The organism is Streptomyces sp. NPDC007905 (genome assembly GCF_042959345.1).
GTDB lineage: Bacteria > Actinomycetota > Actinomycetes > Streptomycetales > Streptomycetaceae > Streptomyces.
In genome coordinates this window covers 227,691-252,493 of record NZ_JBIBKS010000012.1, presented here as the reverse complement: position 1 = coordinate 252,493, position 24,803 = coordinate 227,691, and the positions used below count along the sequence as shown (strand labels likewise).

Below are 24,803 nucleotides of genomic sequence, written 5' to 3'. Positions count from 1 at the left end.
GCGGTGACTCGTCTGCGCCGCCCCCGTGTTCAGACATGCCGCCCATCATCACCACTGCAGCGACAGGGAACAACCCGCCCCCGTCACACCCTTGTCACAGCCGGGTCAGCGCGCGGCCCCGGGCTCCGTCAGGTCGATCAGGCGGCACACCGTCTCGATGTCGATCTTCACCTGGGCGATGGAGGCGCGGCCCGAGAGCCAGGTGATCAGGGCCGAGTGCCAGGTGTGCTCGATGACGCGGACCGCGGAGAGCTGCTCGGGGCCCGGGTGCTCCAGGCCCATCGCGTCCAGGATGATCGCCGTGGTCTGCCGGGAGACCTGGTCGACCTCGGGGGAGACGCTGCGGTCGGCGAAAGTGAGGGCGCGGACCATCGCGTCGGCCAGGTGCGGTTCGCGCTGCAGGGCGCGGAAGGCCCGCATCAGGGTCTCCGCGACCCGCTCGGCCGCCGTGGCGCCCGTCGGGGGCTTCTTGCGCAGCGTGCCGTGCATGTGCTCGAGCTGGTCCTGCATGGTGGCGACCAGCAGATGCACCTTGGACGGGAAGTAGCGGTACAGCGTGCCGAGGGCCACCTGCGAGGACTCGGCGACCTCGCGCATCTGAACGGCGTCGAAACCGCCCCGGCTGGCCAGCTGCGCGCTCGCGTGCAGGATCCGGCGGCGGCGGGCCGCCTGCCGCTCCGTCAGCGGCGCCGAAGGGGGCCGGACGCTACTGGCTTCCAGCTTGGATTCCGCAGGCATGGGTCCCGTTCCGTGACGGTCGGTGAGGGCATCTGTAGGGCATGTGATCATCCTGCAGGCGGGGGTCCGTGCCGTGGCGTGAATCACCTGATCCACTGCTCACAGGGCCCCTACCTGCCGGTAGATTCAGAGCCTCTTGAACGATCAAGTCTGAAACTTGTTCTAGATTAGCGTCCCGTCGTAGTCTCGCGGGACAGTGCAGGGAGAAGGGGGCCCAGAGTGACCGCTGAGGCCAGTCAGGCGGGTCCCCACCAGGACCTCGCAGCCGACGGCGAGCGACCGCTCCACATCGCGCTTCTCACCTATAAAGGGAACCCCTTCTGCGGCGGCCAAGGCGTGTACGTACGGCACCTCTCCCGTGAGCTGGCCCGCCTCGGCCACCGGGTGGAGGTCATCGGCTCCCAGCCCTATCCCGTCCTGGACGAGGGATACGACGGCCTGAGCCTGACCGAGCTGCCCAGCCTCGACCTCTACCGCCAGCCCGACCCCTTCCGCACCCCCGGGCGGGAGGAGTACCGGGACTGGATCGACGCCCTGGAGGTCGCCACCATGTGGACCGGCGGCTTCCCCGAGCCGCTGACGTTCTCCCTGCGCGCCCGCCGCCATCTGCGTGCCCGGCGCGGCGAGTTCGACGTCGTCCACGACAACCAGACGCTCGGCTACGGCCTGCTGGGCGACATCGGCGCCCCCCTGGTCACCACCATCCACCACCCCATCACCGTCGACCGGCAGCTGGAGCTGGACGCGGCCGAGGGCCGCAAGCGCCGCCTGTCCGTGCGCCGCTGGTACGCCTTCACCCGCATGCAGAAGCGCGTCGCCCGCCGTCTGCCCTCGGTGCTCACCGTCTCCGGCAGCTCCCGCCAGGAGATCGTGGACCACCTCGGCGTCCGCGACGACCGCGTCCACGTCGTCCACATCGGCGCCGACACCGACCTGTTCGCGCCGAATCCGGCCGTGGCCGAGGTGCCCGGCCGGATCGTCACCACCTCCAGCGCCGACGTGCCTCTCAAGGGCCTGGTGTTCCTCGTCGAGGCGCTCGCCAAGGTGCGCACCGAGCACCCTGCCGCCCACCTCGTCGTCGTCGGCAAGCGCCCCCAGGAGGGCCCGGTCGCCCAGGCGATCGAGCGCTACGGCCTCGAAGGCGCAGTCGAGTTCGTCAAGGGCATCTCCGACGCCGAACTGGTCGACCTGATCCGTTCGGCCGAGGTCGCCTGCGTGCCCTCGCTCTACGAGGGCTTCTCGCTGCCCGCCGCCGAGGCCATGGCCACCGGCACCCCGCTGGTCGCCACCACCGGCGGCGCCATCCCCGAGGTCACGGGGCGCGACGGCGAGACCTGCCTCGCCGTACCGCCCGGCGACACGGGGGCGCTGGCCGCCGGGCTGGGCCGGCTGCTGGGCGACCCGGAGCTGCGCGTGCGGCTCGGTACGGCGGGCCGGGCGCGGGTGCTGGAGCGGTTCACCTGGGCGCGCGCCGCCGAGGGGACCGTGGCCCGGTACCGCGCTGCCATCGCCCGCCACGGGAGCCCGGCAAGCGCCCCGGCGGGGCCGGCAGCCGCGCCGGCGGCCGTACTCGAAGAACCACTCGCCTCCGACCGCGAAACCTCCGACCGCGAAAGCAGGGCCACGTGCTGACCGTCGACTTCTCCCGGTTCCCGCTCGCCCCAGGCGACCGTGTCCTGGACCTCGGCTGTGGGGCCGGCCGGCACGCCTTCGAGTGCTACCGGCGTGGCGCCCAGGTGGTGGCACTCGACCAGAACGGCGAGGAGATCCGCGAGGTCGCCAAGTGGTTCGCGGCGATGAAGGAGGCCGGTGAGGCCCCTGCCGGGGCGACGGCGACCGCGATGGAGGGGGACGCCCTCGCGCTGCCCTTCCCCGACGAGTCCTTCGACGTCGTCATCATCTCCGAGGTGATGGAGCACATCCCCGACGACAAGGGCGTGCTCGCCGAGATGGTGCGCGTGCTGAAGCCGGGCGGCCGGATCGCCGTCACCGTGCCGCGCTACGGTCCCGAGAAGGTCTGCTGGGCCCTGTCCGACGCCTACCACGAGGTCGAGGGCGGCCACATCCGCATCTACAAGGCCGACGAGCTGCTGGCCAGGATCCGCGAGGCGGGCCTGAAGCCGTACGGCACCCACCACGCGCACGCGCTGCACTCGCCGTACTGGTGGCTGAAGTGCGCGTTCGGCGTCGACAACGACAAGGCGCTGCCGGTGCGGGCGTACCACAAGCTGCTGGTCTGGGACATCATGAAGAAGCCGCTGGCCACCCGGGTCGCCGAGCAGGCGCTGAACCCGGTCATCGGCAAGAGCTTCGTCGTCTACGCGACCAAGCCCCATCTGCCCCGGCTTTCCGAGGCGGACGCCACGTGACCACCCCCCGGACAGAACACCTCGTCCTGCCCGGGGTCCTCACCGCCGAGCAGGCCGCCGCGACCGTCCGCGGCATCCTCGCCGCGCAGCGGGAGGACGGCGCGATCCCGTGGTTCCGCGGGCACCACCTGGACCCGTGGGACCACACCGAGGCCGCCATGGCCCTGGACGCGGCCGGCGAGCACGAGGCCGCCGAGCGGGCCTACACCTGGCTCGCCACCCACCAGAACGAGGACGGCTCCTGGTACGCCGCCTACGCCGACGGCGCCCACGACGACGTCACCGACCGCGCCCGCGAGTCGAACTTCGTCGCCTACATAGCCGTGGGCGTCTGGCACCACTACCTGTCCACCGGCGACGACACGTTCCTCGACGGCATGTGGCCCACCGTCTACGCGGCGATGGAGTGGGTGCTGCGGCTGCAGCAGCCCGGCGGCCAGATCGGCTGGCGCCGCGAGGACGACGGCACGCCGACGGCCGACGCGCTGCTGACGGGCAGTTCCTCCATCCACCACGCCCTGCGCTGCGCGCTCGCCATCGCGGAACAGCGCGAAGAGCCGCAGCCGGACTGGGAGTTGGCCGTCGGCGCGCTGCGCCACGCGATCCGCCGTCACCCCGAGCGCTTCCTCGACAAGGACCGCTACTCGATGGACTGGTACTACCCGGTCCTCGGCGGTGCGCTGACCGGCGCGGAGGCCAAGTCCCGCATCGAGGCGGACTGGGACCGCTTCGTCGTGCCCGGGCTCGGCGTGCGCTGCGTCGTCCCCAACCCCTGGGTGACCGGCGGGGAGTCCAGCGAACTCGCCCTGGCCCTGTGGGCGATGGGCGAGTCCGACCGCTCCCTGGAGATCCTCCAGTCCATCCAGCACCTGCGCGATCCGGAGACCGGCCTGTACTGGACGGGTTACGTCTTCGACGACGGCGCCGTCTGGCCCCAGGAACTCACGACCTGGACGGCGGGCTCCCTGCTGCTCGCCGTCGCAGCCCTGGGCGGCCACGATGCCACGTGCGCGGTGTTCGGAGGGGAGCACCTGCCGTCCGGACTGGACCCCGACTGCTGCCGCTAGCGGAGCGATCGGGGTCCCATCCGGGCTCAGTGCCGGTGCATCCGGTTGGCGATGGCGTGGCCCACGAACAGGTAGACCACGGCGGCGAGGCCGTAACCGGCGACCACCCGGGCCCAGGCCTCGTTGAACGTGAAGAGGTCGTGGGACCAGCCGGCCAGCCAGGCGGCGGCGTCGTGCACGAACTGGACCAGGCTGTTGGCCCGGTTCGCGTCCAGTAGGTACATCAGAATCCACAGGCCGAGGATGAGGGCCATGATGTCGGCGACGATCGCGATGACCGTCCCGGCCTGATTCGCGCCAGTGCGATATCGAGACATGTCCTTCGGATTACCGCTTCCGGCCCGGTGAAACAAGCCCGGCCACCCGGACGGAGCCACCCGGGTGGCGCACACCGGCCGCCCGGGCGAGGCTGCCTGAGGAAACAACCGCTCGGGGAGACATGTCCGGAGGATCCCGTGCCCGTACCGATACGGCGCCTCTGCGTGGCGCTCACCGTGTGCTGCGCCCTGCTGGCCGGCTCCACCGCCTGCGGCAGCAGCGAGAAGACCACCAGTACGCAGGCGACCGCCTCGACGGTGCCCGCCGCCGAGCAGGCCACGCCCAGCCCGAGCACGTCCGCCGAGCGCCAGAAGTTCGCCAAGACCCGCTTCGTGGCCAACGCGGGCCTCGCGGCCGGCGCCACCTACCAGTGGATCGTGAAACCGTGGAAGGCCGGCAAGTTCAAGAAGGGCGCCAAGGGCCGCAAGGTGGCCCTGGTGAAGGCCGGTCTGGCCGGCGCCTTCGCCTACAACCGGCTGAAGGCGGCCCAGAAGAACGCCCAGGGCGACCCGCTGCTCTCCAAGGCGCTCGCGCCGCTCACCGCCGGCATCGAGGGCCTGAAGAGCCTGCCGGCCAAGCTGCGCAAGGGCGACGGTGACGCGGCCGGCTCCTTCGACAACATCATCAACCAGGTCAAGGATGCGGGCAAGAGTGCCGGCGCGCCGGTCAAGGACCAGGTGCCGTCCTCCTCCCAGCTGTCCGGCGGTTAAGCCCTGTCGGCGCACTCCCGTCCGCCCCGTGGGGCCCGCCCTGCGGGCGCACGACGGGAGTTCGACGACGGGACTAGGAGTTCAGCTCCGCCAGCACCCGAAGGGTGTGCGGGTCCGGTGACAGGGCGAGCAGGTCCGTCACCGGACCCTTGCGCCACAGCTCCAGGCGTTCCGCGATGCGTTCACGCGGACCGACCAGGGAGATCTCGTCGGCGAACGCGTCCGGCACGGCCAGCACGGCCTCCTCCCGCCGCCCGGCAAGGAACAGCTCCTGGATCCGTCGCGCCTCCTCCTCGTACCCCATACGGGCCATGAGGTCGGCGTGGAAGTTGCGGGCCCCGTGCCCCATCCCGCCGATGTAGAAGCCGAGCATGGCCTTCACCGGCAGCAGACCCTCGGCCACGTCGTCGCACACCTTCACCCGGGCCGACGGTGCCACCAGGAACCCCTCGGGCAACTGCCGTACGGCGCCCCCGTACACCTCGGGCCGGCTCGGCGCCCAGTACAGCGGCAGCCAGCCGTCGGCGATCCGGACCGTCTGGGCGACGTTCTTCGGGCCCTCCGCACCGAGCAGGACGGGCAGGTCGCCGCGCAGGGGATGGGTGATCGGCTTCAGCGGCTTGCCCAGACCCGTGCCGTCCGGCCCCCGGTACGGCAGTGGATGGAAGCGGCCGTCCGACGCCACCGGCGCCTCCCGCCTCAGCACCTGCCGTACGACGTCCACGTACTCCCGGGTGGCGGTCAGCGGCGACTTCGGGAACGGGCGGCCGTACCAGCCCTCCACCACCTGGGGACCCGAAAGGCCGAGTCCGAGCAGCACGCGGCCGCCGGAGAGGTGGTCCAGGGTGAGCGCGTGCATCGCGGTGGCGGTCGGCGTGCGGGCCGCCATCTGCGCAACGCCCGTGCCCAGCCTGATCGTTGATGTTTGCGCGGCGATCCAGGTCAGCGGGGTGAAGCAGTCCGAGCCCCAGGCCTCGGCCGTCCACACGGAGTGGTAGCCGAGGCGCTCCGCCTCGCGGGCCAGCGGTATGTGACCGGCGTCCGGGCCGCGTCCCCAGTAGCCGAGTGCGAGACCGAGCCGCATGCGCCTGCCTCCTGACGAGCCGTCAGTCACCGTGCCGCGAGGCGACTGTACGGCAACGGCCCCACGCCCGGAAGGGCGTGGGGCCGTGCGCGACGGTACCGGTGCGGTGTGTGCTCAGCCGCGCTGGATCCCGGAGGTGTCCTGGAGCACACCACGGCGGCCGTCCTGCGTCTGCGCCACCAGGGCCGCACCGCGCTGCTCCACGGCCAAGTACCAGGTGCCGGGCGCCAGTTCGGCGATCGGCGTCGGTGAGCCGTCCTCGGCGAACAGCGGACGCGTCACCGGCACGGCGAACCAGAACGGCGAGAAGTCCGCGGTGGCCGACTGCGGCGCCGGAGCGGCGGCCTGGGGGGCCGGCTGCTGCCCGAACGGCTGACCCGGCTGCGGCTGGGCGCCGTACGGCTGCTGCGGCTGGGCACCCGGGTAGCCGTAACCACCGGGCGGCTGGGCGCCGTAGGGCTGCGGGGCGGCCGGCTTGGGAGCCGGGAGCAGGCCGGCCTGCAGCGCGGGGACGAGGGGGGTGGCGATGGCGGCGCCGGCCATGACGAGGGTGGCGATGAGGGCGATGATCAGGCCCGTGCCCGCGCTCGGACCGTCGCTGCTGATGCCGGAGAAGTTGTTCGCGCCACCGGCCGGGTCGATGACGTTGCCGAGGGCGCTCCAAGCGGCGAACACTGTGAAGGCGGCGCCGAACTGCCCGAGGTCCAGGCCCGCGACCTTGCGCTGCTGCGGCAGGGCACGGGAGACGATGATCAACGCGGCGCCGATGATCCCCGCCAGGACGACGCTGAGCAGGACCGGTCCGCTTGCCCACAGGTTCGGCAGGTCGAGGCCGTCCGATGCCCCGTCGTTCGAGTAGTTGTCGAGGAACGACGCGATGAACAGCAGCACCGCTGCTCCGATCACCACGCCGTCGCCTCTAGTGAGGGAGCGGATATTCACTTCAGGTCCTTCGTAGGTCGTCTCGTCGTCGGTAGACACTATCGTCCGCAAGATCGGCCTGTCCGCCCGGTTCCGCCCGCCGGTCACGACTGGCGCAGGAAACTCACGATTCCCTCAGAGATTCCTTGCGCCGCCTTCTGCCGCCAGGTGCCACTGGTGAGGAGTGCCGCGTCCTTGCTATCGCGCATATTGCCGCACTCGATGAAGACCTTGGGAACCGTTGACAGATTGAGACCGCCCAGGTCCTGACGTGTGACGAGACCGGTACCTTCGCCCACGTAGTTGGAGGGGGGTTCGCCCGTGACCCGGAGGAACGTGCCCGCGACGCGTTCGCCGAGGTCACGGGAGGAGGCGACGATGGGGCGGGTGTCGGCGGCGCCGGCGTGCACGGACGCCGGGAGGATGACGTGGAAGCCGCGGTCGCCCTCGGCCGAGCCGTCGGCGTGGATGGAGATGGCGGCGTCCGCGTGCGCCGTGTTGCCGATCCGGGCGCGCTCGTCGACGCAGGGCCCCCAGGGCGGTGAGTCCCCGTCGTGTGTCAACTTCACGGTGGCGCCCTGCCGTTCCAGGATCGTGCGCAACCGGTGGGCCACGTCCAGGGTGAACCGCGCCTCCGTGTAGCCCGCGTTGGTGGACGTGCCGGTGGTGTCGCACTCCTTCTTGTTGGTGCCGATGTCCACCTGGCGGTTGATCTCGGCCGGGTGCCGGAAGTTGCCGGGGTTGTGGCCCGGGTCGACGACGATCACTTTGCCCTTGAGGGCGCCGGAGGCGGCGGGGGCCGAGGTGGTGGGCGTCGCGCTCGGCTGCTTGGCGTCGTTGGTGGACCTGTTCGTCCCGGGAGTTGCGGCCGACGCCGCGGGCGCGCGGGAGGAGGACGAGACGGTCGAGGAGGACGCGGCGGTGCCCGCGGCGCCGGAGGAGCCGCCCGACCCGCCCACCGCCTCGTAGACGAGCCAGCCGAGCAGCGCGCCGGGCACCAGCGCGGCGAGCGCGACGGTCAGTGGTCCGCGCCGGGGCCGGCGCGGCTGCGGGGGATCGAAGTCCGGGCCTACGTACGACACGCCTGCCACCCTAGCGGCCGCGCAGGGCGTCCACATGCCCGAGAGGTCCCAATGGGTGGCGGGGTCGGGAAGCTGAGGTGCCCGCTCGGGTCAGACCCCGGCCCCGGTCCGCCGCAGCACGCGCAACGATCCGGTCACGGAGACCTCCGTGAACGCGCCCGACTCCAGGGCCCGCAGGTAGACCCGGTACGGCGCCTGGCCGGTGAACTCGTCCTCGGGGTCCGGGAACACGTCGTGGATGACGAGCAGTCCACCCTCGGCGACGTGCGGAGCCCACCCCTCGTAGTCCGCGGTGGCGTGCTCGTCGGTGTGACCGCCGTCGATGAAGACGAGGCCGAGCGGGGAGTTCCAGACGGCCGCGACCTGGGGCGAGCGGCCGACGAGTGCCACCACGTGGTCCTCCAGACCGGCCCTGTGCAGGGTCCGGCGGAAGGTCGGGAGGGTGTCCATGAGGCCGAGCTCCGGGTCGACCGTCTCCGGGTCGTGGTACTCCCAGCCGGGCTGCTGCTCCTCGCTGCCCCGGTGGTGGTCGACGGTCAGCGCGGTGAGCCCGGCCTCGCGGGCCGCGTCCGCGAGCAGGACGGTGGACCGCCCGCAGTAGGTGCCCACCTCCAGCAGTGGCAGCCCGAGCCGTCCGGCCTCCACCGCGGCCGCGTACAGGGCCAGCCCCTCGTCCACGGGCATGAACCCCTTCGCCGCCTCGAACGCGGCCAGGATCTCGGGCTTGGGTGCCGCGGGCATGGGGGTCGGTCCTCTCGGTCGTACGACGTTCTCGGCGCCCCATGCTGTCGTACCCCCCGACGCCGAGGCGACAGGGGGTACGCGTGGGATGGATCTCAGCGGGAGGTCAGGCGCTGACGGTCTCGCCCGGCAGGGAGAGGTCCAGCTCGACGGGGCGCTCGTCGCCGGTGTGGGTCGCGGAGGAGGCGAGCGGTCCGTGCCCGGCCGCCCGCGCGGCCAGGACGTACGGGCCCTGGGCGGGGACCGTGAGGGCGTAACTGCCGTCCTCCGCCGAGACGGTGGCGCCCGCCTGGCGGCCCCGGCGGTCGATCAGGGTCACCTTGGCGCGGGCGACGGGGCCGCCGCCGGCGTCCAGGACCCGGCCGCGGAAGCCGCGCAGCATCTGCTCGGCGTGCTCGATGCCCGCCTCCTCCTCGCTGCTGGCGCGCAGCCGGGTGTGCTGGGCGGGGCGGGGTGCCTTGGGCAGGAACACCGCGAGCAGCAGGCCCACGGCGACGGCGGCCGTGGCGATCAGGAAGGAGACGCGGAAGCCGTGCATGGTCGGGACGGCGATCCCGCTGGTGTGGTTCGCGGTGTTGGCCAGCACCATGCCGATGACGGCGCTGGAGACGGACGTGCCGATGGAGCGCATCAGGGTGTTGAGGCCGTTGGCCGCGCCGGTCTCCGAGGCCGGAACCGCGCCGACGATCAGCGCGGGCAGGGAGGAGTAGGCGAGGCCGATGCCGGCGCCGAGGACGACCGAGGTGACGATGGTCTGCCAGGCCGCGTCCATCAGGCCGAGGCCGCCGCCGTAGCCGACGGCGATGATCATCAGGCCGATGATCAGGGTGACCTTGGGGCCGTAGCGGGCGGACAGGCGGGCGTAGACCGGTGCCGTGAACATCATCGTCAGGCCCAGCGGGGCCACGCACAGGCCCGCGACGACCATGGACTGGCCGAGGCCGTAGCCGGTCGCGGTGGGCAGTTGGAGCAGCTGGGGGAGGACCAGCGAGACGACGTAGAAGCTGACGCCGACCATGATCGAGGCGAGGTTGGTGAACAGCACGGCCGGGCGGGCGGTGGTGCGCAGGTCGACCAGGGGCGCCGGGACGCGCAGCTCGAACAGGCCCCACAGGAGGAGCACGGCGACGGAGGCGGCGAACAGGCCGAGCGTCGTGCCGGAGGACCAGCCCCAGTCGCTGCCCTTGGTGATCGGGAGCAGGAGCAGCACCAGTCCCGTGGACAGCCCCAGGGCGCCCAGCAGGTCGAAGGTGCCCTCGGCGCGCATCGGGGACTCCGGTACGGCGAGGAGGGTGAGGACGATCGCGAGCACGCCGAGGCCGGCGGCGCCGTAGAACAGGGCGTGCCAGTCGGTGTGCTGGGCGACGAGGGCCGCGGCGGGCAGCGCGAGGCCGCCGCCGACGCCGATCGAGGAGCTCATCAGGGCCATGGCCGAGCCGAGCCGCTCGCGCGGCAGCATGTCCCGCATCAGGCCGATGCCCAGCGGGATCGCGCCCATGGCGAAGCCCTGGAGGGTGCGGCCCACGATCATGGTGAGCAGCTGGCTGGTGAGCGCGCTGACCAGGGCGCCGATCACCATCACGGCGAGGCTGAGGATCAGCATCCGCCGCTTGCCGTAGAGGTCGCCGAGCCGGCCCATGATCGGGGTGGCCACGGCGCCGGACAGCAGGGTCGAGGTGAGGACCCAGGTGGCGTTGCTGGGGGCGGTGTCCAGCAACTGGGGCAGGTCCTTGATGACCGGCACGAGCAGGGTCTGCATCACCGCGACCACGATGCCCGCGAAGGCGAGCACCGGGACCACGGCCCCGCCGGCCCTCCGCTCGGGCCGGTCGGTCGTTGTGCGCGTCATTGAGTGAGGCCTCCCGCGTGACATGAGTGCTCGGTCAACCTCGTATGCACAGGCAACTATTCCGTTGCTTCGGGCCCCTAATGAATTCTTGACCTTTCCATGGGTTTCTGATCTGCCGTCATGGGCTGGTGTGTTAATGGAACACGTTCTGCTGTGGCGCGCCATGAGGGCCTACGTCGCCGGAGTCGGGATGACCCGCTTCGAGAAGCCGGAGACCAGGGAATGGCAGTACTGGGACATGGTGCGGGAGGCAGGGGGTGCGGCACTCACGGACGCCGGGATCTCGTACGCCGACGTGGAACAGGTTCCCGTCGGCTACGCTTCCAGGCCTCGACCGCCGGCCGGCGCGCCGCCTACGAACTCGGCCTGACCGAGTCCCCGTCTACAACGTCAACAACAACTGCGCGACCGGCGCCACCGCGCTCATGCCGGCCCGGCAGCTGGTCGAGGGCGGCGGCTGTGACTGCGCGCCGGCGCCGGGCTTCGAGAAGATGAGGAAGGGCGCGCTCGGCGGCGGGGCCGGTGGAGGAGATTTCGCCACCTCACCGGTCGCCCGCCACTACGGGATCATGGCCGCCCGGCACGGCTTCGAGGCGACCCCGCCGACCGCGCAGATCTTCGGTGGCGCGGCCCGCGCGCACATGGAGAGGTACGGCACCACCGAGGCGCAGCTCGCCGCGGTCGCCGCCAAGAACCACCGCCACTCCGCGCACAACCCCTACGCCCAGTTCCGGGACGCGTACGAGGTGGACGAGGTCCTCGCCGCGCGCACGGTGCACCAGCCGCTGACCAAGCTGCAGTGCTCGCCGACCTCGGACGGCGCGGCGGCGGCCGTGGTGGTGTCGGAGCGGTTCGCCGAGGAACGCTCCCTGAGCGGTCTGGTCGAGATCGTCGCGCAGGCCATGACCACCGACACCGGGGAGTCCTTCGCGTCCGGCTCGTGCATCGACGTGGTCGGGCAGCCGATGTCCCGCGAGGCGGCCCGGCAGGTGTACGAGCGGGCCGGGCTCGGCATCGGGGACGTGGACGTCGTGGAGCTGCACGACTGCTTCTCCGTCAACGAACTGCTGACCTACGAGGCGCTCGGCATGTGTCCGGCCGGCGAGTCCGGCAAGCTCGTGGAGTCGGGGGCGACGACGTACGGGGGCCGCTGGGTGGTGAACCCCTCCGGCGGGCTGATCTCCAAGGGCCATCCGCTGGGCGCGACCGGTCTCGCCCAGGCCGCCGAACTGGTGTGGCAGCTGCGCGGCGAGGCGGGGGAACGGCAGGTGCCCGGCGCCCGGGTGGGGCTCGCGCACAGCATCGGTCTGGGCGGGGCGGCGGTCGTGACACTCCTGCGGGCGGTGTAGGCCCGCGACCCAGGACCCGGTGGGGGTGCGGACCCGAGGCCCCTGCCGGAGCGCCGCGCGCTCGCCTTCCCCGCCGGCGCGGCGCTGTTGCTGGGCGGGGCGGTGCTGATGAAGGCGTGGCCGCGCGAAAAACATCTTCGAGTTCCGCCGGATGAGGCAACGGTCCGGGCGGCCCGTGGACTCCTTCTGACATACAGGAGGTGCCCATGGGGGATCGGAAGTCGGCTCGGGACGAGGAGTTCCAGAGCTTCATGGCCGGCCGCTGGCCGCGGCTGATGCGTACGGCATTTCTCCTCACGGGGGAGCAGCACGCCGCCGAGGACCTGGTCCAGTCGACGCTGGAGCGGGTCTACGTGGCCTGGCGCAGGGTCGGCTCGGCCGACGACCCGGAGGCGTACGTACGGCGCGTGATGATCAATGCGCATGCGCGCCGACACAGAAGACGGCTGAAGGAGTTCCTGGCGCCGAGCGACGACTCGGGCCTGGCACACGAGGTGGCCGACACGGGCGACCGGATCGCGCAGGCGGACGACCGCAGCACCCTGCTCATGGCGCTCGCCCACCTGCCCGCGCGGCAGCGGGAAGCGGTTGTGCTGCGCTACTGGGAGGACCTGACCGAGACCCAGGCGGCGCAGGCGATGGGCTGCTCGGTCGGGACGGTCAAGAGCAACGCGGCCAAGGGGATTGCGAAACTCCGCACCGTTCCGGGACTGGCCGGGACGGCGATGCAGGGAGGGCGGAAGTGATGAGCGCGGACCGGGAGAACCACGAGATGACACAGTCGGACATCACCTTCCTCCTCGCGGAGGCCGCGGACGAGGTGGCCATCGGCACGGCTCCGGTGCAGGCGGTCATGCGCCGCGGCCGGCGGCGCAGGGCGCGGCGCTGGGCGGTGGCGACGGCCACGGCGCTGGTGGTGGCCGGCTCGACGGGCGCCCTGGCGGTGACGGGGTTGCCGGGCGACGGCCACGGGGGCCAACGGGCGACCGTGGACGTGGCGAAGCCGCCGTCCTCCCCCGAGGCGCGGCATGTGTACGAGCCGCAGCGGACCGAGCTGGCGCGGGGGACCCACCGGGGCGAGGAGTGGCACGTCAGTGTCCAGGTGTGGGGAGCCCCGCGCGACGAGGCCGAGGCGGACCGGCAGTTCGACGCGATGGCCGAGCTGGGCCTGAAGCCGGCGGACGCGCGCAAGCCCGCCGACCTGATCGGCAGGATCTCGTACTTCGCGACCCGGGGCTGGGGCGACACCGGCCGGCCCCAGCAGGTCATGTTCAACTCGGTCGAGAAGTTCGAGGACTTCTCGGGCACGGACCTGGAGTCCGCGGCGACCCGTCTGGGAATCGGCGGCGAGAGCTCAGACCGGCTGGTGATCGGCATCGTCGCCAAGACCGCACGGCGGGTCACCTGCCACTGGAAGGACGGCACGACGGCCGTGGCCGAGCCGGCCGACGGCTTCTCCGCCCACGACACGGGATCGGCGATCCGCTCGGTCGACGGCTTCCAGGGGGCCAACTGGTTCGTGTGCACGGCCCCGGCGGGAACGTCCTATGGGACGGCGGAAGTGACGAAGTGACCGGGGCGCGGGAGGCCCCGCTCACAGCCATCCCTGCTGCCGGGCCTCCCGCACCGCCTCCATCCGGTTCCGTGTCCCGGTCTTGCCGATGGCCGACGACAGGTAGTTGCGGACCGTGGACTCGGACAGGTGGAGCGTCGCGGCGACGTCGGCGACGCTCGCCCCGTCCGCCGACGCCTGCAGCACATCGCACTCCCGGGCCGTCAGCGGATTCGGCCCGGCGCTGAGCGCGGCCGCGGCCAGCACCGGATCGACCACGGTCTCTCCGGCGAGCACACGCCGGACGGCCTGGGCCAGTTCCTCCACCGGCCCGTCCTTGACCAGGAAGCCGGCCGCCCCGGCCTCCATGGCCCGGCGCAGATAGCCGGGCCGGCCGAAGGTGGTCAGGATCAGCACCCGGCAGTCCGGCGCCTGCTCGCGCAGCTCGGCCGCGGCGTCCAGCCCGCTGATGCCCGGGAGTTCGATGTCCAGCAGGGCGACGTCCGGCCGGTGCGTCAGCGCGGCCTCCACGATCGCGTCGCCGGCCGAGACCTGGGCGACCACCTCGATGTCGTCCTCCATGCCGAGCAGCAGGGCGAGGGCGCCGCGCATCATGCCCTGGTCCTCGGCGAGCAGGACTCGGATGTTCTTCACGACTCCAGCGTAGCCAAGGGCGCCGAATCGAAGACTCGTCATTGTCCGTGTCCGCGGCCTTGACGGCTCCCGGCGCTCAAACAATCGCCTCTGCATTTCCGGTATTTGTTCGGCATTTCGACACCGAAAAGGTTCGGTATTTCGATCGGAGCCGACGCCACCTTCTGCCCGTGGACCGGCAAGAGCGGCACGGGCACCTCGTTCGCCTCGTACAACTACCCGACGAGATACCCGCGCCACTACAACCTCAACGTCTGCATAGCGAGCAACGGCGGCTCCAACGCCTTTGGCAGCGGCACCTCGTGGAGCGACGACGTCAGCGGGGCGGTCAGTCCGCCCTGGGCGCCGTAACCGCCCCCACCCCAGCAAGTTCCGCCGGCTCCACGGGGAGTTCGGCGGTGACCGTGAAGCCGCCACGCGGCGACGGGCCGGCCCGCAGAGAGCCGCCCGCCGCCGCGAGGCGCTCGGTCAGGCCCTTCAGACCGGTACCGCCGATGCCCTCCACGAGGTGCGCGACGGCCCTGCCGGTGCCGTTGTCGGCGACGGTGAGCCGGGCCTGCTCGGTGGCGCTCTCGACGGTGATCTCGCAGCGGGTGGCGTCGCTGTGCCGCACGACGTTGGTGACCGCCTCGCGCACCACCCAGCCGAGCAGCGCCTCGGTCTGCGGCGCCAGCGGCGTCCCGGACTGCCGCACCAGCGGCTGCACGCTCGCCGCGGACAGCGCCGAGCGAGCCCGGGCCAGCTCGGTGGCCAGGCTGCCCTCGCGATAGCCGGTGACCGCCTCGCGGATCTCGGTGAGCGCCTGCCGGCCCACCGACTCGATGTCGCCGATCTGCGCGAGTGCCGCGTCCAGGTTCCGCGGGGCCAGCCGCCGGGCCGCCTCCGACTTCACCACGATCACCGACAGGGTGTGCCCGAGCAGGTCGTGCAGATCGCGGGAGAAGCGCAGCCGCTCCTTCTCCACCGCCCGCCGGGCCAGCTCCTCCCGGGCGGCCCGCAGTTCCCGCACGGCCTCGGACAGGCCGAGGATCGCCGCGGTCACCATGCTCGACAGGAAGGTCGCGTAGGCGATGTTCGTGGCGCCCGACCATCCGTCGCGGACCGCGGCGACGCCCCCCGCGTACACCGCGAGCAGCAGGCCGGTGCGGCCCAGCCACGGGCCGCGCAACGTGGCGCCGGTCGCAAGACCCAGCAGCGGGAAGAACAGCAGCCAGTTGCCCCCGTACCCGAGTGCAAGACCCGTGGTCAGCAGGCCCATCAGCCCCAGCGCCACCCGGGTGGACGTCGCCTCGCGCTTGTGCCGGTCGAAGGAGCGGAAGGTGACGTAGATGTACAGCGAGTTGAAGGCGAGCAGGCCCAGGCCGCCGATCCACGGAGTCGGGGTCCTGCCTTGGAGCAGGTTGGAGAAGGACCCCATGCCCAACAGCAGCCAGGGCAGCAAGGTGAAGCCGGTGGGCGGCGGGCCCGGGTGGTCGACGGCGGCGGCACAGCCCGTCTTCCGGGCCGCTCGCTGGGCCGTCCTGAAGCGCTCGTGGTCCGCCTTCCACTGGACCCGTGCCGCCTGCCAGGCCGCCGCCCGGCACTTCACTCCCCGCCACCACGTCATGTCTCTGTTCCCCCGATCAGATGGTCCCCGCCCAGGCGGCGGTACGGCAGCACAGCGTACGAATCGAACGCCGGCAGCCACATGGTCGGCACGATGATCGCACCGGGAGCGGACCCGTGCCCCTGCGCGAACCGCGGTGAGCCCTTCCGCGCCGTATCCACGACGGTAGGAATCCGGCCCTCGTCCGCGGAAGACGTGGATGTACGGAGCCGGGCAGTACAAATGTCACGGACCACTGATCTGACGCAGCGTCAGGAGGCTTCACAACTCCTGGCTGCTGGGCTATACAGAGGGCGCCGGACTGGAACGCGTTCTAGATCCGCCCGTGGACGACCTCGGTGCGGCCGACGGTGCGGACGTCCGCACCGAGGTCTTGAGACCCGTCAGGAGCCCCATGCCCATCGACGCAGCCATGGCCCTCGCCGCCGAGCCCCGGACCGGTGAGATCTCCTGGACCGCCAGGGACGTTCAGCTCTACCACCTCGGCATCGGCGCAGGCGCCAACCCGGACAAGGACAGCCCCGCCACCGACCCCGACGAGCTGCGCTACACCCTGGAGTCCCGGCTGCACGTCCTGCCGAGCTTCGCCACCGTCGCCGGCGCCGGCTCGCCCGGCGTGATCAGCGGTCTGTCCATGCCGGGCGTCGACGTCGACCTGGCCAAGGTGCTGCACGGCGGCCAGACCCTGCGGATCCACCGGCCGCTGCCGGCCGAGGGCACCGCCACCGCCACCGGCCGCATCGCCGCCGTCTACGACAAGGGCAAGGCCGCCGTCCTCGTCATGCGCACGGAAGTGACGGACGCGGCGGGCCCCCTGTGGACCAACGACGCCCAGATCTTCGTACGCGGCGAGGGCGGCTGGGGCGGCGACCGCGGCCCCAGCACGCGTCCGGACCCGCCCACCAAAGACCCCGACCGGATCGTGGAGCGGCCGATCCGCCCCGACCAGGCCCTGCTCTACCGCCTCTGCGGCGACTACAACCCGCTGCACGCCGACCCCGAGTTCGCCAAGCTCGCCGGGTTCGACCGGCCCATCCTGCACGGGCTGTGCACCTACGGCATCACGTTGAAGGCGGTCGTGGACACGCTGCTCGGCGGCGATGTGACCCGCGTGCGCGCCTACACCACGCGGTTCGCCGGAGTGGTGTTCCCGGGCGAGACCCTGCGCATCCGGATGTGGCGCGGGCCGGACCGGGTGCGGGTCGCGGTCGGCGTGGCGAGGGAGGTCCCCCCGCTCGAGCGAGGTGGGGAGGGGGCGGGCGGCGATGCGCCGGTCCTCGCCGACACCGTCGTTGAGCACTCCTGACAGCACGCCCGACACAGCCTCCGAGGGGAGCCGCACCATGCGCGCAGCCGTACTGCACGAGATCGGCCAGGACAAGCTGGAGGTCCTCGAGGACATCGAGGCGGTCGGCTTCGGCCCCGGCAAAGTGAGGGTCCGGGTACGGGCCACCGGGCTGTGCCACTCGGACCTGTCCGCGATGAACGGGGTGCTGCCGCAGCCGGCCCCGTTCGTCCCCGGGCACGAGGGCGCCGGCGAGATCCTCGAAGCCGGCGAGAACGTGGGCCACCTGAAGCCGGGCGACCGGGTCGTCATCTGCTGGCTGCCCGCCTGCGGCGCCTGTCCCGCCTGCACACGCGGCCAGAGCGAACTGTGCCTGGCCGGCTTCATGAACGCGGGCACCCCCAACTTCAGGCGCCCCGGCGGTGACGTCTTCGGCTTCGCGGGCACCGGCACCTTCGCCGAGGAAGTCGTCGTGGACGCCCGCTGCGCCGTGCCGATCCCGGACGACGTGCCCTTCGACATCGCCGCGCTCATCGGCTGCGGGGTGACCACCGGACTCGGCGCGGCCCTCAACACCGCCGACGTGGAGGCCGGTTCGTCGGTCGCCGTCATCGGCTGCGGGGGCGTCGGCATCTCCGCGGTGCAGGGGGCGCGGCTCAAGGGCGCCGCCGAGATCGTCGCCGTCGACCCGGTCGCCTCCCGGCGCGAGTCCGCTCTCCGGTTCGGCGCCACCAGGGCGGTGTCGCCGCAGGAGCTGGCCGAGGCCAGGCAGCAGGTCACCGGCGGCGAGGGCTTCGACTACGTCTTCGAGGTCGTCGGCAGGTCCGCCACCGCCCGCACCGCGTACGAGAACACCCGGCGCGGCGGCACCCTGATCGTGGTCGGCGCCGGCGCCATGGACGACTTCCTTCAGCTCAACATGTTCGAGCTGTTCTTCGACGAGAAGCGGATCCTGCCGTCCCTGTACGGCGGCGGGGACGTGCTGCGCTCCTACGAGCGCACCATCGCCCTGTGGCGGGCGGGCCGCGTCGACCTGGCCGGCCTGATCACCCACCGGGTGCCGCTGGCGGAGATCAACGAGGCACTGGACCAGATGCGCACCGGGACGGCCCTGCGCACGTGCATCGAGATCTGAGGACGGACGGGAATGGCACTGCCACTTGAGGGACTGTCCGCCGTCGTCACCGGCGCCGGACGGGGACTGGGCCGGGCCGAGGCCCTCGAACTCGCCCGGCTCGGCGCGGCCGTCGTCGTCAACGACTACGGACAGCCCGGCCGCGACGGCTCCGGCGAGGCCTCCGCCGGGCCCGCCGAGCAGGTCGCCGCCGAGATACGGGACGCGGGCGGCCGGGCCGTCGCGCACACCGGGGACGTCTCCGACTTCCGGCAGGCGCGCGAGCTCGTCGGCCTGACGGTCGCCGAGTTCGGCAGGCTGGACGTCCTCGTCAACAACGCGGGCATCCTGCGCGACCGCATGGTCTTCTCCATGACGGAGGACGAGTGGGACGCGGTGATCCGCGTCCACCTCAAGGGACACTTCAACACCACCCACTTCGCCGCCGCACACTGGCGGGACCGCTCCAAGGCGGCCGGGGGACAGGTGTACGGGAGGATCGTGAACACCTCCTCGGAGGCGTTCCTGGCCGGTTCCGCCGGACAGCCCAACTACGCGGCGGCCAAGGGCGGAATCGTCGGCCTGACCACCTCCACCGCTCTCGCCCTCGCCAAGTACGGAGTCACGGCCAACGCCATCTGCCCGCGCGCCCGTACCCGGATGACCGAGGACGTCTTCGCGGGTTTGCGCCGGCCGGACGAGGGCCTTGACCCGCTCGCGCCCGAGCACGTCGCCCCGCTCGTCGGCTACCTGGCCTCGCCCGCCGCCGCCCGGGTCAGCGGCCAGCTGTTCGTCGTCCACGGCGGCATGGTCGCCGTCGTGGAACGCCCACGTGTACAGGCGAAGTTCGACAGCAAACAGGAGACGTTCACGTACGACGAACTCGACGCACTGCTCACCCCGCACTACGCGGACCGGCCACTGGGGGAGACGTTCGCCGCGGCGGAGGTCCTGGGCCTGCACCGAGGGTGAAAAAAGAGGGGCTGCCGCCGGGTGACGGAAAGCCCCTCTTTCCCTGTACTGTCAGGCAGCCGCGTCGGCCGTTTCCTCGGCCGGCTTGCGATGCCGGCCGTGCGGAGTCGTCTCACTGTCCTGAGCCGCGATCGGGCCCCGGTGCCGGCCGTGGCCGACCCTGCCCTGAGAGTCGGCAGACAGCTGCTCGGTCGTGCTGGTGTCGCTCATCGGAAGAATTCACCCCGTCAACATGATCTTTCGTACAGCCGGGCGAGTTTAACCAACACACCGCGGGCCGAATCCAGGCGCACACGCCAACCGGCACTACTTCGTTACAAGACCTCCGAGCGGAGCCTGTTGCAGCGGCACCGGACGGGCCATCACCGGGTCCGGAGGCTCCGGTTCCGCCGCCTGCCAGGACGCCTCGGGCGCCCCGGCAGCCGTGCCGTCCCGGACCGGACCCTCCGGACCCGCGTCCCCCGTTCCCCCCGGCTCCGCGGCGGCCGTACCGCGCGCGACGCCCACGCCCCCCGCTTCCGTCGTGGGTGCCGTCAGCTCCGCCACGCCGCACGGGACCTCCCCCGTGGCGTACGGCAGCCGCAGCACCCCGTCCCGCGTCCACAGCCCGGCCCCGCTCAACCACCCCTCCGGCGCGGGCACATGGCATACCTGCCGCTCGGCCGGCCGCCAGGTGCCGATCCAACTGCCGAACGGCCCGGTGATGCGCAGCGCCACCGCGCAGTCCTCCGGCATCAGGACCTGCCCCGGCTGGACCGCGAACGGCGTCACCGCGCAGTCCGGGAGCCGCAGGCACTCGGGGAAGCGCACCGGCAGCATGCTGCCCATGACCCCCCAGCCCAATCGTTCCTGCCCCGGCGAGGGCGCGTCCGAGGAGATCAGCAGCAGCCCACTGTCCGGGTCGGCGAGCAGCAGCCGGTCGTCGCTGGTGTCCGCGATCTGCAGCAGGGGCGAGACCTCGCCGCCGCGCGCCAGGTCGGCCACGACCGTCTTGGTGCGCCCGCCGAGTTCCCGGTCCAGCGCGAGCAGCCGCCCGGAGCGGTCCAGCCACACACCGCCCGAGCAGCGCCCCGGGAGCTCCGCCAGCCGCTCGGGCCCGAAGGCACCGCCCGCCACGAGCCACACCGCCGTCGAGCCCGGCCCGACGGCGAGGGCGTACGCCTGGGCGCCGCCCGGTGCCGGCGGCAGCAGCGTCAGCCGGGTGCCGGGCTCCGGGCACTCCACCGCGCCGAGCGGCAGCTCGCCGGTGCCGGGGCCGGTCGGGTACAGCAGCGAGAAGGTGTGCCGGCGCTCCACCACGCGGTGGATCAGCACCCGCCCGTCCGCCATCGGCTGCACCTGGGTGCCGGGCTCCTCCGGCTGGTTGCCGGGCAGTGGTACCGCGTAGGGCTCCGGGCCGTCCAGGGTCCAGCGCTCCGGGAACCAGGAATCGCCGTCCAGCGCGAGGCGGGCGCCGTACGCGCCGTCCACCGTGATGGCGCACCCCGTCCCCGGCACACCGCCGTCCTCGCCGGTGGAGGGGGGTTCGATCGCACAGGCTGTCATCGTTCGGTCACCTCCGGCGACGAAGCTAGTTATCACACGCACAGACGGGGGACCGGCCGACCCCGGCTTCACACATACGGGTGGTGCAGAAGCGATTCCTCTGAGGACAACGGGGCGTATGTGCTGCCCGGACCAGAGGAAGCGGACGCGGTACAGCCCGGCAGAACGGCCAGGTAGCCTTTTCCCCGTGCCCCGTCTGTCTGAAGTCATCGCCGCGCTGGAGAACCTGTGGCCCGCCGAGCGGGCCGAGTCCTGGGACGCGGTCGGCACGGTCGTGGGCGACCCCGACCAGAAGGTGACCAGGGTCCTGTTCGCCGTCGATCCCGTCCAGGAGATCGTCGACGAGGCGGTGAAGCTCGGAGCCGACCTGCTGGTCACCCACCACCCGCTCTATCTGCGCGGGACGACCACGGTCGCGGCCTCCACCTTCAAGGGCCGGGCCGTGCACACCCTGATCAAGAACGACATCGCCCTGCACGTGGCCCACACCAACGCCGACACGGCCGATCCGGGCGTCTCCGACGCGCTCGCCGGCGCACTCGACCTCCGGGTCGTACGACCCCTCGTGCCGGACCCCACCGACCCCAACGGCTGCCGAGGCCTGGGCCGCGTCTGCGAGCTGGACCACCCGATGACCGTCCGCGAGCTGGCCGCCCGCGCCGCCGAGCGGCTGCCGGCCACCGCACAGGGCATCCGAGTGGCCGGCGACCCCGAGGCCGTCGTCCGCACGGTCGCCGTCAGCGGCGGCTCCGGCGACAGCCTCTTCGACCACGTCCGCGCGGCCGGCGTCGACGCCTTCCTCACCGCCGACCTGCGCCACCACCCCGCCTCCGAGGCGGTGGCCCAGAGCCCCCTCGCGCTGCTCGACGCGGCGCACTGGGCCACCGAGTGGCCCTGGTGCGAGCTGGCCGCAGCCCAGCTCGACGAGATCTCCGACCGCCACGGCTGGGACCTCAGGGTCCACGTCTCCAAGACGGTCACCGACCCCTGGACCGCCCACGCGGCGTCCACCGCCCCCACGAACTAACGGGAGCCCCCAACTGAACGCCTCGCCCGCCGACCAGATCCGACTCCTCGACGTCCAGGCCCTCGACGTCCGCCTGCAGCAACTCGCGCACAAGCGGAAGTCCCTGCCCGAGCACGCCGAGATCGAATCGCTGACCAAGGACCTCACGCAGCTGCGCGACCTGCTGGTGGCCGCGCAGACCGAGGAGAGCGACACGGCCCGCGAGCAGACCAAGGCCGAGCAGGACGTGGACCAGGTGCGCCGGCGTGCCGCCCGCGACCAGCAGCGCCTGGACTCCGGCGCCGTCACCTCGCCGAAGGACCTGTCCAACCTCCAGCACGAGATCGCCTCCCTCGCCAAGCGGCAGGGCGACCTGGAGGACGTCGTCCTGGAGGTCATGGAGCGCCGCGAGGCCGTGCAGGAGCGGGTGGGCGAGCTGACCGAGCGGGTCTCCTCCGTCCAGGCGAAGATCGGCGACGCCACCGGCCGCCGGGACGCCGCGTTCGAGGAGATCGACGGCGAGGTCGCCTCGGTGACCAAGGAGCGCGAGGTCATCGCCGCCGCCGTCCCCGCCGACCTGCTCAAGCTGTACGACAAGCTGCGCGCGCAGCAGGGCGGCATCGGCGCGGCCAAGCTGTACGCCCGCACCTGCCAGGGCTGCCGCCAGGAGCTGGCGATCACCGAGCTGAGCGAGATCCGCGCGGCGGCGCCGGACACGGTGGTCCGCTGCGAGAACTGCCGCCGCATCCTGGTGCGTACGGCCGAGTCGGGTCTGTAGGGAGCCGGCGCGGTGCGGGAGTTCATCGTCGAGGCCGACGGCGGGTCGCGGGGCAACCCCGGGCCCGCGGGCTACGGGGCCGTGGTGAGCGACGCGGCGACGGGGGAGACCCTGGCCGAGGCGGCCGAGTACATCGGCATCGCCACCAACAACGTGGCCGAGTACCGGGGTCTGCTGGCCGGCCTGCGCGCCGCGCACGCCCTGGACCCCGACGCCCGGGTCCACGTCCGGATGGACTCCAAGCTGGTCATCGAGCAGATGTCGGGCCGCTGGAAGATCAAGCACCCCGACATGAAGCCGCTGGCGGCCGAGGCGAACCGCGTGCTCGCTCCCGGCCAGGTCACCTACGAGTGGATCCCGCGCGAGCGCAACAAGCACGCCGACCGCCTCGCCAACGAGGCCATGGACGCGGGCGCCAGGGGCGAACAGTGGTCCGCGTCGACGTCCCGCGCCGCCCTGGACACCCCGCCCGCCCTCCCCGAACCCTCGGGTCCGCCCGGTGACGCGGCAGCGGGCGCGGCGAAGGCCCGTGCGGCCCTGGCGAAGGCCGACGCGGCCACCGCGGCTGCGGGCACCCGTGCCGCTGCGGCGGCACCCGTCCCGCGCGAAGCGGCACCTCCCGGCGAGCAGCGCCCCACGGCCCCCGGCGAGCAGCGCCTCACCGCCCCCGGTGAGCAGCCACCGTCCGGCTCCGGCGAGCAGCGCCCCTCCACCCCCGGCTGGAGCGCGGCCCCCGACCTCGGCGCCCCCGCCACCTTCGTACTGCTCCGCCACGGCGAAACCCCGCTCACCCCCCAGAAGCGGTTCTCCGGCAGCGGCGGCACGAACCCGTCCCTCTCCGACGCCGGCCGGGAGCAGGCGCAACGCGTCGCGGCGGCCCTCGCCCAGCGCGGCACCATCCAGGCGATCGTCGCTTCCCCGCTCGCCCGCACCCGCGAGACCGCCGGCATCGTCGCCGCCCGCCTCGGCCTCGACGTGGCGATCGAGGAGGGGCTGCGGGAGACGGACTTCGGCGCCTGGGAGGGCCTCACCTTCGGCGAGGTCCGCGAGCGCTACCCGGACGACCTGAACGCCTGGCTCGCCGATCCCGAGGCCCACCCCACCGGCGGGGGCGAGAGCTTCGCGGAGACCGCCACCCGGATCGAGGCCACCCGGGAGAAGCTGGTCGCGGCCCACGCGGGCCGTACGGTCCTGCTGGTCACCCACGTCACCCCGATCAAGACCCTGGTCCGGCTCGCCCTCGGCGCCCCGGACCAGGCGCTGTTCCGCATGGAACTCTCCGCCGCCTCCCTGTCGGCGGTGGCGTACTACGCCGACGGCAACGCGAGCGTGCGGCTGTTCAACGACACGTCCCACCTGCGTCCCTGAGTCCGGCGGCGGCCCGCGCGAGCTCCTCGATCCGGGCCCAGTCCCCGGCGGCCACCGCGTCCGCCGGGACCATCCAACTCCCGCCCACGCAGCCGACGTTGGGCAGGGAGAGGTACTCCGGGGCGGTCGCGGGCCCGATCCCGCCCGTCGGGCAGAAGCGGGCCTGCGGCAGCGGACCGGCCAGGGACCTCAGATAGGCCGTGCCACCGGCCGCCTGCGCCGGGAAGAACTTCATCTCGCGCACCCCGCGCTCCAACAGCGCCACCACCTCCGAGGTGGTGGACACCCCCGGCAGGAAGGGCACCCCGGACGCCCGCATCGCCGCCAGCAGCGCGTCCGTCCACCCGGGGCTGACCAGGAACCGCGCCCCGGCCGCCACGCACCGGCGCACCTGCTCCGGTGTGATGACCGTGCCCGCCCCGACCACCGCGTCCGGCACCTCGTCGGCGATCGCCCGGATCGCGTCCTGCGCGGCGGCCGTCCTCAGGGTCACCTCGATCGCGGGCAGCCCGCCGGCCACCAGCGCACGTGCCAGCGGTACGGCGTGGGAGGCGTCGGACACGACCACGACGGGCACGACGGGCGCGAGATCCAGCACGGAGGCAGCCGAAAACGGATGCAGCGGTGAGGTCATGCCCCACATCGTGCCCACGTGCGGCAGCATGCGCAAAGCGCGTTGCGCATGCTGCAACGCG

The 24,803-nt window shown here is 72.4% G+C and carries 25 protein-coding genes and 1 pseudogene; 14 read left to right on the top strand and 12 right to left on the bottom strand.

All coding sequences use genetic code 11. The features are described from left to right. Positions 1 to 105 precede the first annotated feature (105 nt). The gene (locus ACFZDC_RS22935; protein ID WP_391326520.1) at positions 106 to 738 is read right to left on the bottom strand and encodes a TetR family transcriptional regulator; all 633 of its coding nucleotides are present in this window, start codon (positions 736 to 738) and stop codon (positions 106 to 108) included. A 219-nt stretch (positions 739 to 957) separates the two neighbouring features. Between ACFZDC_RS22935 and ACFZDC_RS22930 the strand changes: the two genes are divergently transcribed. From ACFZDC_RS22930 to ACFZDC_RS22920, 3 genes are read left to right on the top strand one after another with little or no spacing between them, the layout of a single operon-like run. Continuing rightward, on the top strand, positions 958 to 2,370 hold the full coding sequence (locus ACFZDC_RS22930) for a glycosyltransferase (protein ID WP_391326518.1): 1,413 nt from the start codon (positions 958 to 960) through the stop codon (positions 2,368 to 2,370). Next, entirely contained in the window at positions 2,364 to 3,107 is a 744-nt protein-coding gene (locus tag ACFZDC_RS22925; RefSeq protein WP_391326516.1) for a methyltransferase domain-containing protein, read from the top strand. Before ACFZDC_RS22930 ends, ACFZDC_RS22925 begins: the two co-directional genes overlap by 7 nt. After that, complete coding sequence (locus ACFZDC_RS22920) at positions 3,104 to 4,174, top strand: prenyltransferase/squalene oxidase repeat-containing protein (protein WP_391326514.1); 1,071 nt, start codon at positions 3,104 to 3,106, stop codon at positions 4,172 to 4,174. The genes ACFZDC_RS22925 and ACFZDC_RS22920 overlap by 4 nt, the downstream gene beginning before the upstream one ends. Positions 4,175 to 4,200: 26 nt before the next feature. On the opposite strand, the gene ACFZDC_RS22915 is transcribed toward ACFZDC_RS22920, so the two are convergent. Beyond that, positions 4,201 to 4,491: a hypothetical protein gene (locus ACFZDC_RS22915; RefSeq protein ID WP_391326512.1), complete on the bottom strand. Its 291-nt coding sequence runs from the start codon at positions 4,489 to 4,491 to the stop codon at positions 4,201 to 4,203. A gap of 138 nt (positions 4,492 to 4,629) precedes the next feature. Here ACFZDC_RS22915 and ACFZDC_RS22910 point away from each other — a divergent pair, with 138 nt between their 5' ends. Beyond that, positions 4,630 to 5,202 carry a hypothetical protein gene (locus ACFZDC_RS22910; RefSeq protein WP_391326511.1) on the top strand — a complete coding sequence of 191 codons (573 nt, stop codon included), beginning with the start codon at positions 4,630 to 4,632 and terminating at the stop codon, positions 5,200 to 5,202. Between the two features lie 73 nt (positions 5,203 to 5,275). On the opposite strand, the gene ACFZDC_RS22905 is transcribed toward ACFZDC_RS22910, so the two are convergent. From ACFZDC_RS22905 to ACFZDC_RS22885, 5 genes are all read right to left on the bottom strand, one after another. Continuing rightward, a complete protein-coding gene (locus ACFZDC_RS22905; RefSeq protein WP_391326509.1) occupies positions 5,276 to 6,286 on the bottom strand; it encodes an LLM class F420-dependent oxidoreductase in 1,011 nt (336 codons plus the stop codon). Positions 6,287 to 6,400: 114 nt separating this feature from the next. Beyond that, positions 6,401 to 7,228, bottom strand: coding sequence for a hypothetical protein (locus ACFZDC_RS22900; RefSeq protein ID WP_391326507.1), 828 nt, complete (start codon positions 7,226 to 7,228; stop codon positions 6,401 to 6,403). An 83-nt stretch (positions 7,229 to 7,311) separates the two neighbouring features. After that, positions 7,312 to 8,289, bottom strand: a complete 978-nt coding sequence (locus ACFZDC_RS22895; RefSeq protein ID WP_391326505.1) for an N-acetylmuramoyl-L-alanine amidase — start codon at positions 8,287 to 8,289, stop codon at positions 7,312 to 7,314. A 90-nt stretch (positions 8,290 to 8,379) separates the two neighbouring features. Next, entirely contained in the window at positions 8,380 to 9,030 is a 651-nt protein-coding gene (locus ACFZDC_RS22890) for a class I SAM-dependent methyltransferase (RefSeq protein WP_391326503.1), read from the bottom strand. A 106-nt stretch (positions 9,031 to 9,136) separates the two neighbouring features. Then, positions 9,137 to 10,879: an MFS transporter gene (locus tag ACFZDC_RS22885; protein ID WP_391326502.1), complete on the bottom strand. Its 1,743-nt coding sequence runs from the start codon at positions 10,877 to 10,879 to the stop codon at positions 9,137 to 9,139. 163 nt (positions 10,880 to 11,042) lie between these two features. On the opposite strand from ACFZDC_RS22885, the pseudogene ACFZDC_RS22880 reads away from it, so the two are divergent. The 3 genes and pseudogenes from ACFZDC_RS22880 to ACFZDC_RS22870 all read left to right on the top strand — a co-directional run bounded on the left by ACFZDC_RS22880 (position 11,043) and on the right by ACFZDC_RS22870 (position 13,801). Then, positions 11,043 to 12,228, top strand: a pseudogene (locus tag ACFZDC_RS22880) (Nonspecific lipid-transfer protein). A gap of 206 nt (positions 12,229 to 12,434) precedes the next feature. Beyond that, on the top strand, positions 12,435 to 12,974 hold the full coding sequence (locus ACFZDC_RS22875; RefSeq protein WP_391326500.1) for a SigE family RNA polymerase sigma factor: 540 nt from the start codon (positions 12,435 to 12,437) through the stop codon (positions 12,972 to 12,974). After that, positions 12,974 to 13,801, top strand: a complete 828-nt coding sequence (locus ACFZDC_RS22870; protein WP_391326498.1) for a hypothetical protein — start codon at positions 12,974 to 12,976, stop codon at positions 13,799 to 13,801. The genes ACFZDC_RS22875 and ACFZDC_RS22870 overlap by 1 nt, the downstream gene beginning before the upstream one ends. 21 nt (positions 13,802 to 13,822) lie before the next feature. Here ACFZDC_RS22870 and ACFZDC_RS22865 read toward each other — a convergent pair whose 3' ends face one another. Further along, a complete protein-coding gene (locus ACFZDC_RS22865) occupies positions 13,823 to 14,476 on the bottom strand; it encodes a response regulator (protein WP_391326496.1) in 654 nt (217 codons plus the stop codon). A gap of 63 nt (positions 14,477 to 14,539) precedes the next feature. On the opposite strand from ACFZDC_RS22865, the gene ACFZDC_RS22860 reads away from it, so the two are divergent. Further along, complete coding sequence (locus tag ACFZDC_RS22860; protein WP_391326494.1) at positions 14,540 to 14,785, top strand: AbfB domain-containing protein; 246 nt, start codon at positions 14,540 to 14,542, stop codon at positions 14,783 to 14,785. On the opposite strand, the gene ACFZDC_RS22855 is transcribed toward ACFZDC_RS22860, so the two are convergent. Further along, positions 14,763 to 16,040: a histidine kinase gene (locus tag ACFZDC_RS22855; protein WP_391326493.1), complete on the bottom strand. Its 1,278-nt coding sequence runs from the start codon at positions 16,038 to 16,040 to the stop codon at positions 14,763 to 14,765. The two genes, ACFZDC_RS22860 and ACFZDC_RS22855, sit on opposite strands and share 23 nt — an antisense overlap. A 394-nt stretch (positions 16,041 to 16,434) precedes the next feature. Here ACFZDC_RS22855 and ACFZDC_RS22850 point away from each other — a divergent pair, with 394 nt between their 5' ends. Genes ACFZDC_RS22850 through ACFZDC_RS22840 form a run of 3 tightly spaced genes read left to right on the top strand, consistent with a single transcriptional unit; the run spans position 16,435 to position 19,411 of the window. After that, the gene (locus ACFZDC_RS22850; RefSeq protein ID WP_391326491.1) at positions 16,435 to 17,346 is read left to right on the top strand and encodes a MaoC/PaaZ C-terminal domain-containing protein; all 912 of its coding nucleotides are present in this window, start codon (positions 16,435 to 16,437) and stop codon (positions 17,344 to 17,346) included. A 37-nt stretch (positions 17,347 to 17,383) separates the two neighbouring features. After that, positions 17,384 to 18,460 (top strand): alcohol dehydrogenase catalytic domain-containing protein, encoded by a 1,077-nt coding sequence (locus ACFZDC_RS22845; protein ID WP_391326489.1) that lies wholly within the window; start codon positions 17,384 to 17,386, stop codon positions 18,458 to 18,460. A gap of 12 nt (positions 18,461 to 18,472) precedes the next feature. Further along, a complete protein-coding gene (locus tag ACFZDC_RS22840; RefSeq protein ID WP_391326487.1) occupies positions 18,473 to 19,411 on the top strand; it encodes a 3-oxoacyl-ACP reductase in 939 nt (312 codons plus the stop codon). A gap of 51 nt (positions 19,412 to 19,462) precedes the next feature. On the opposite strand, the gene ACFZDC_RS22835 is transcribed toward ACFZDC_RS22840, so the two are convergent. Beyond that, the gene (locus ACFZDC_RS22835; protein ID WP_391326485.1) at positions 19,463 to 19,621 is read right to left on the bottom strand and encodes a hypothetical protein; all 159 of its coding nucleotides are present in this window, start codon (positions 19,619 to 19,621) and stop codon (positions 19,463 to 19,465) included. Between the two features lie 96 nt (positions 19,622 to 19,717). Next, positions 19,718 to 20,956, bottom strand: coding sequence for a hypothetical protein (locus ACFZDC_RS22830; protein ID WP_391326483.1), 1,239 nt, complete (start codon positions 20,954 to 20,956; stop codon positions 19,718 to 19,720). Between the two features lie 187 nt (positions 20,957 to 21,143). On the opposite strand from ACFZDC_RS22830, the gene ACFZDC_RS22825 reads away from it, so the two are divergent. From ACFZDC_RS22825 to ACFZDC_RS22815, 3 genes are read left to right on the top strand one after another with little or no spacing between them, the layout of a single operon-like run. Next, positions 21,144 to 21,983, top strand: a complete 840-nt coding sequence (locus ACFZDC_RS22825; RefSeq protein ID WP_391326482.1) for a Nif3-like dinuclear metal center hexameric protein — start codon at positions 21,144 to 21,146, stop codon at positions 21,981 to 21,983. 13 nt (positions 21,984 to 21,996) lie between these two features. Further along, positions 21,997 to 22,740 carry a C4-type zinc ribbon domain-containing protein gene (locus tag ACFZDC_RS22820; RefSeq protein ID WP_391326547.1) on the top strand — a complete coding sequence of 248 codons (744 nt, stop codon included), beginning with the start codon at positions 21,997 to 21,999 and terminating at the stop codon, positions 22,738 to 22,740. Between the two features lie 12 nt (positions 22,741 to 22,752). Continuing rightward, entirely contained in the window at positions 22,753 to 24,108 is a 1,356-nt protein-coding gene (locus ACFZDC_RS22815) for a bifunctional RNase H/acid phosphatase (protein WP_391326480.1), read from the top strand. Here ACFZDC_RS22815 and eda read toward each other — a convergent pair. Further along, positions 24,080 to 24,742, bottom strand: coding sequence for a bifunctional 4-hydroxy-2-oxoglutarate aldolase/2-dehydro-3-deoxy-phosphogluconate aldolase (eda, locus tag ACFZDC_RS22810; protein WP_391326478.1), 663 nt, complete (start codon positions 24,740 to 24,742; stop codon positions 24,080 to 24,082). The genes ACFZDC_RS22815 and eda overlap by 29 nt on opposite strands. Positions 24,743 to 24,803: the final 61 nt, after the last annotated feature.

Excerpts from the sequence above, each read along its gene's own strand:
- ACFZDC_RS22855 (WP_391326493.1), bottom strand. The coding sequence starts at position 16,040 with ATGACGTGGTGGCGGGGAGTGAAGTGCCGGGCGGCGGCCTGGCAGGCG.
- ACFZDC_RS22870 (WP_391326498.1), top strand. The coding sequence starts at position 12,974 with ATGAGCGCGGACCGGGAGAACCACGAGATGACACAGTCGGACATCACC.
- ACFZDC_RS22830 (WP_391326483.1), bottom strand. The coding sequence starts at position 20,956 with ATGACAGCCTGTGCGATCGAACCCCCCTCCACCGGCGAGGACGGCGGT.
- ACFZDC_RS22915 (WP_391326512.1), bottom strand. The coding sequence starts at position 4,491 with ATGTCTCGATATCGCACTGGCGCGAATCAGGCCGGGACGGTCATCGCG.
- ACFZDC_RS22865 (WP_391326496.1), bottom strand. The coding sequence starts at position 14,476 with ATGACGAGTCTTCGATTCGGCGCCCTTGGCTACGCTGGAGTCGTGAAG.
- ACFZDC_RS22850 (WP_391326491.1), top strand. The coding sequence starts at position 16,435 with ATGCCCATCGACGCAGCCATGGCCCTCGCCGCCGAGCCCCGGACCGGT.
- eda (WP_391326478.1), bottom strand. The coding sequence starts at position 24,742 with ATGACCTCACCGCTGCATCCGTTTTCGGCTGCCTCCGTGCTGGATCTC.
- ACFZDC_RS22935 (WP_391326520.1), bottom strand. The coding sequence starts at position 738 with ATGCCTGCGGAATCCAAGCTGGAAGCCAGTAGCGTCCGGCCCCCTTCG.
- ACFZDC_RS22890 (WP_391326503.1), bottom strand. The coding sequence starts at position 9,030 with ATGCCCGCGGCACCCAAGCCCGAGATCCTGGCCGCGTTCGAGGCGGCG.
- ACFZDC_RS22845 (WP_391326489.1), top strand. The coding sequence starts at position 17,384 with ATGCGCGCAGCCGTACTGCACGAGATCGGCCAGGACAAGCTGGAGGTC.
- ACFZDC_RS22835 (WP_391326485.1), bottom strand. The coding sequence starts at position 19,621 with ATGAGCGACACCAGCACGACCGAGCAGCTGTCTGCCGACTCTCAGGGC.
- ACFZDC_RS22905 (WP_391326509.1), bottom strand. The coding sequence starts at position 6,286 with ATGCGGCTCGGTCTCGCACTCGGCTACTGGGGACGCGGCCCGGACGCC.
- ACFZDC_RS22840 (WP_391326487.1), top strand. The coding sequence starts at position 18,473 with ATGGCACTGCCACTTGAGGGACTGTCCGCCGTCGTCACCGGCGCCGGA.
- ACFZDC_RS22875 (WP_391326500.1), top strand. The coding sequence starts at position 12,435 with ATGGGGGATCGGAAGTCGGCTCGGGACGAGGAGTTCCAGAGCTTCATG.
- ACFZDC_RS22885 (WP_391326502.1), bottom strand. The coding sequence starts at position 10,879 with ATGACGCGCACAACGACCGACCGGCCCGAGCGGAGGGCCGGCGGGGCC.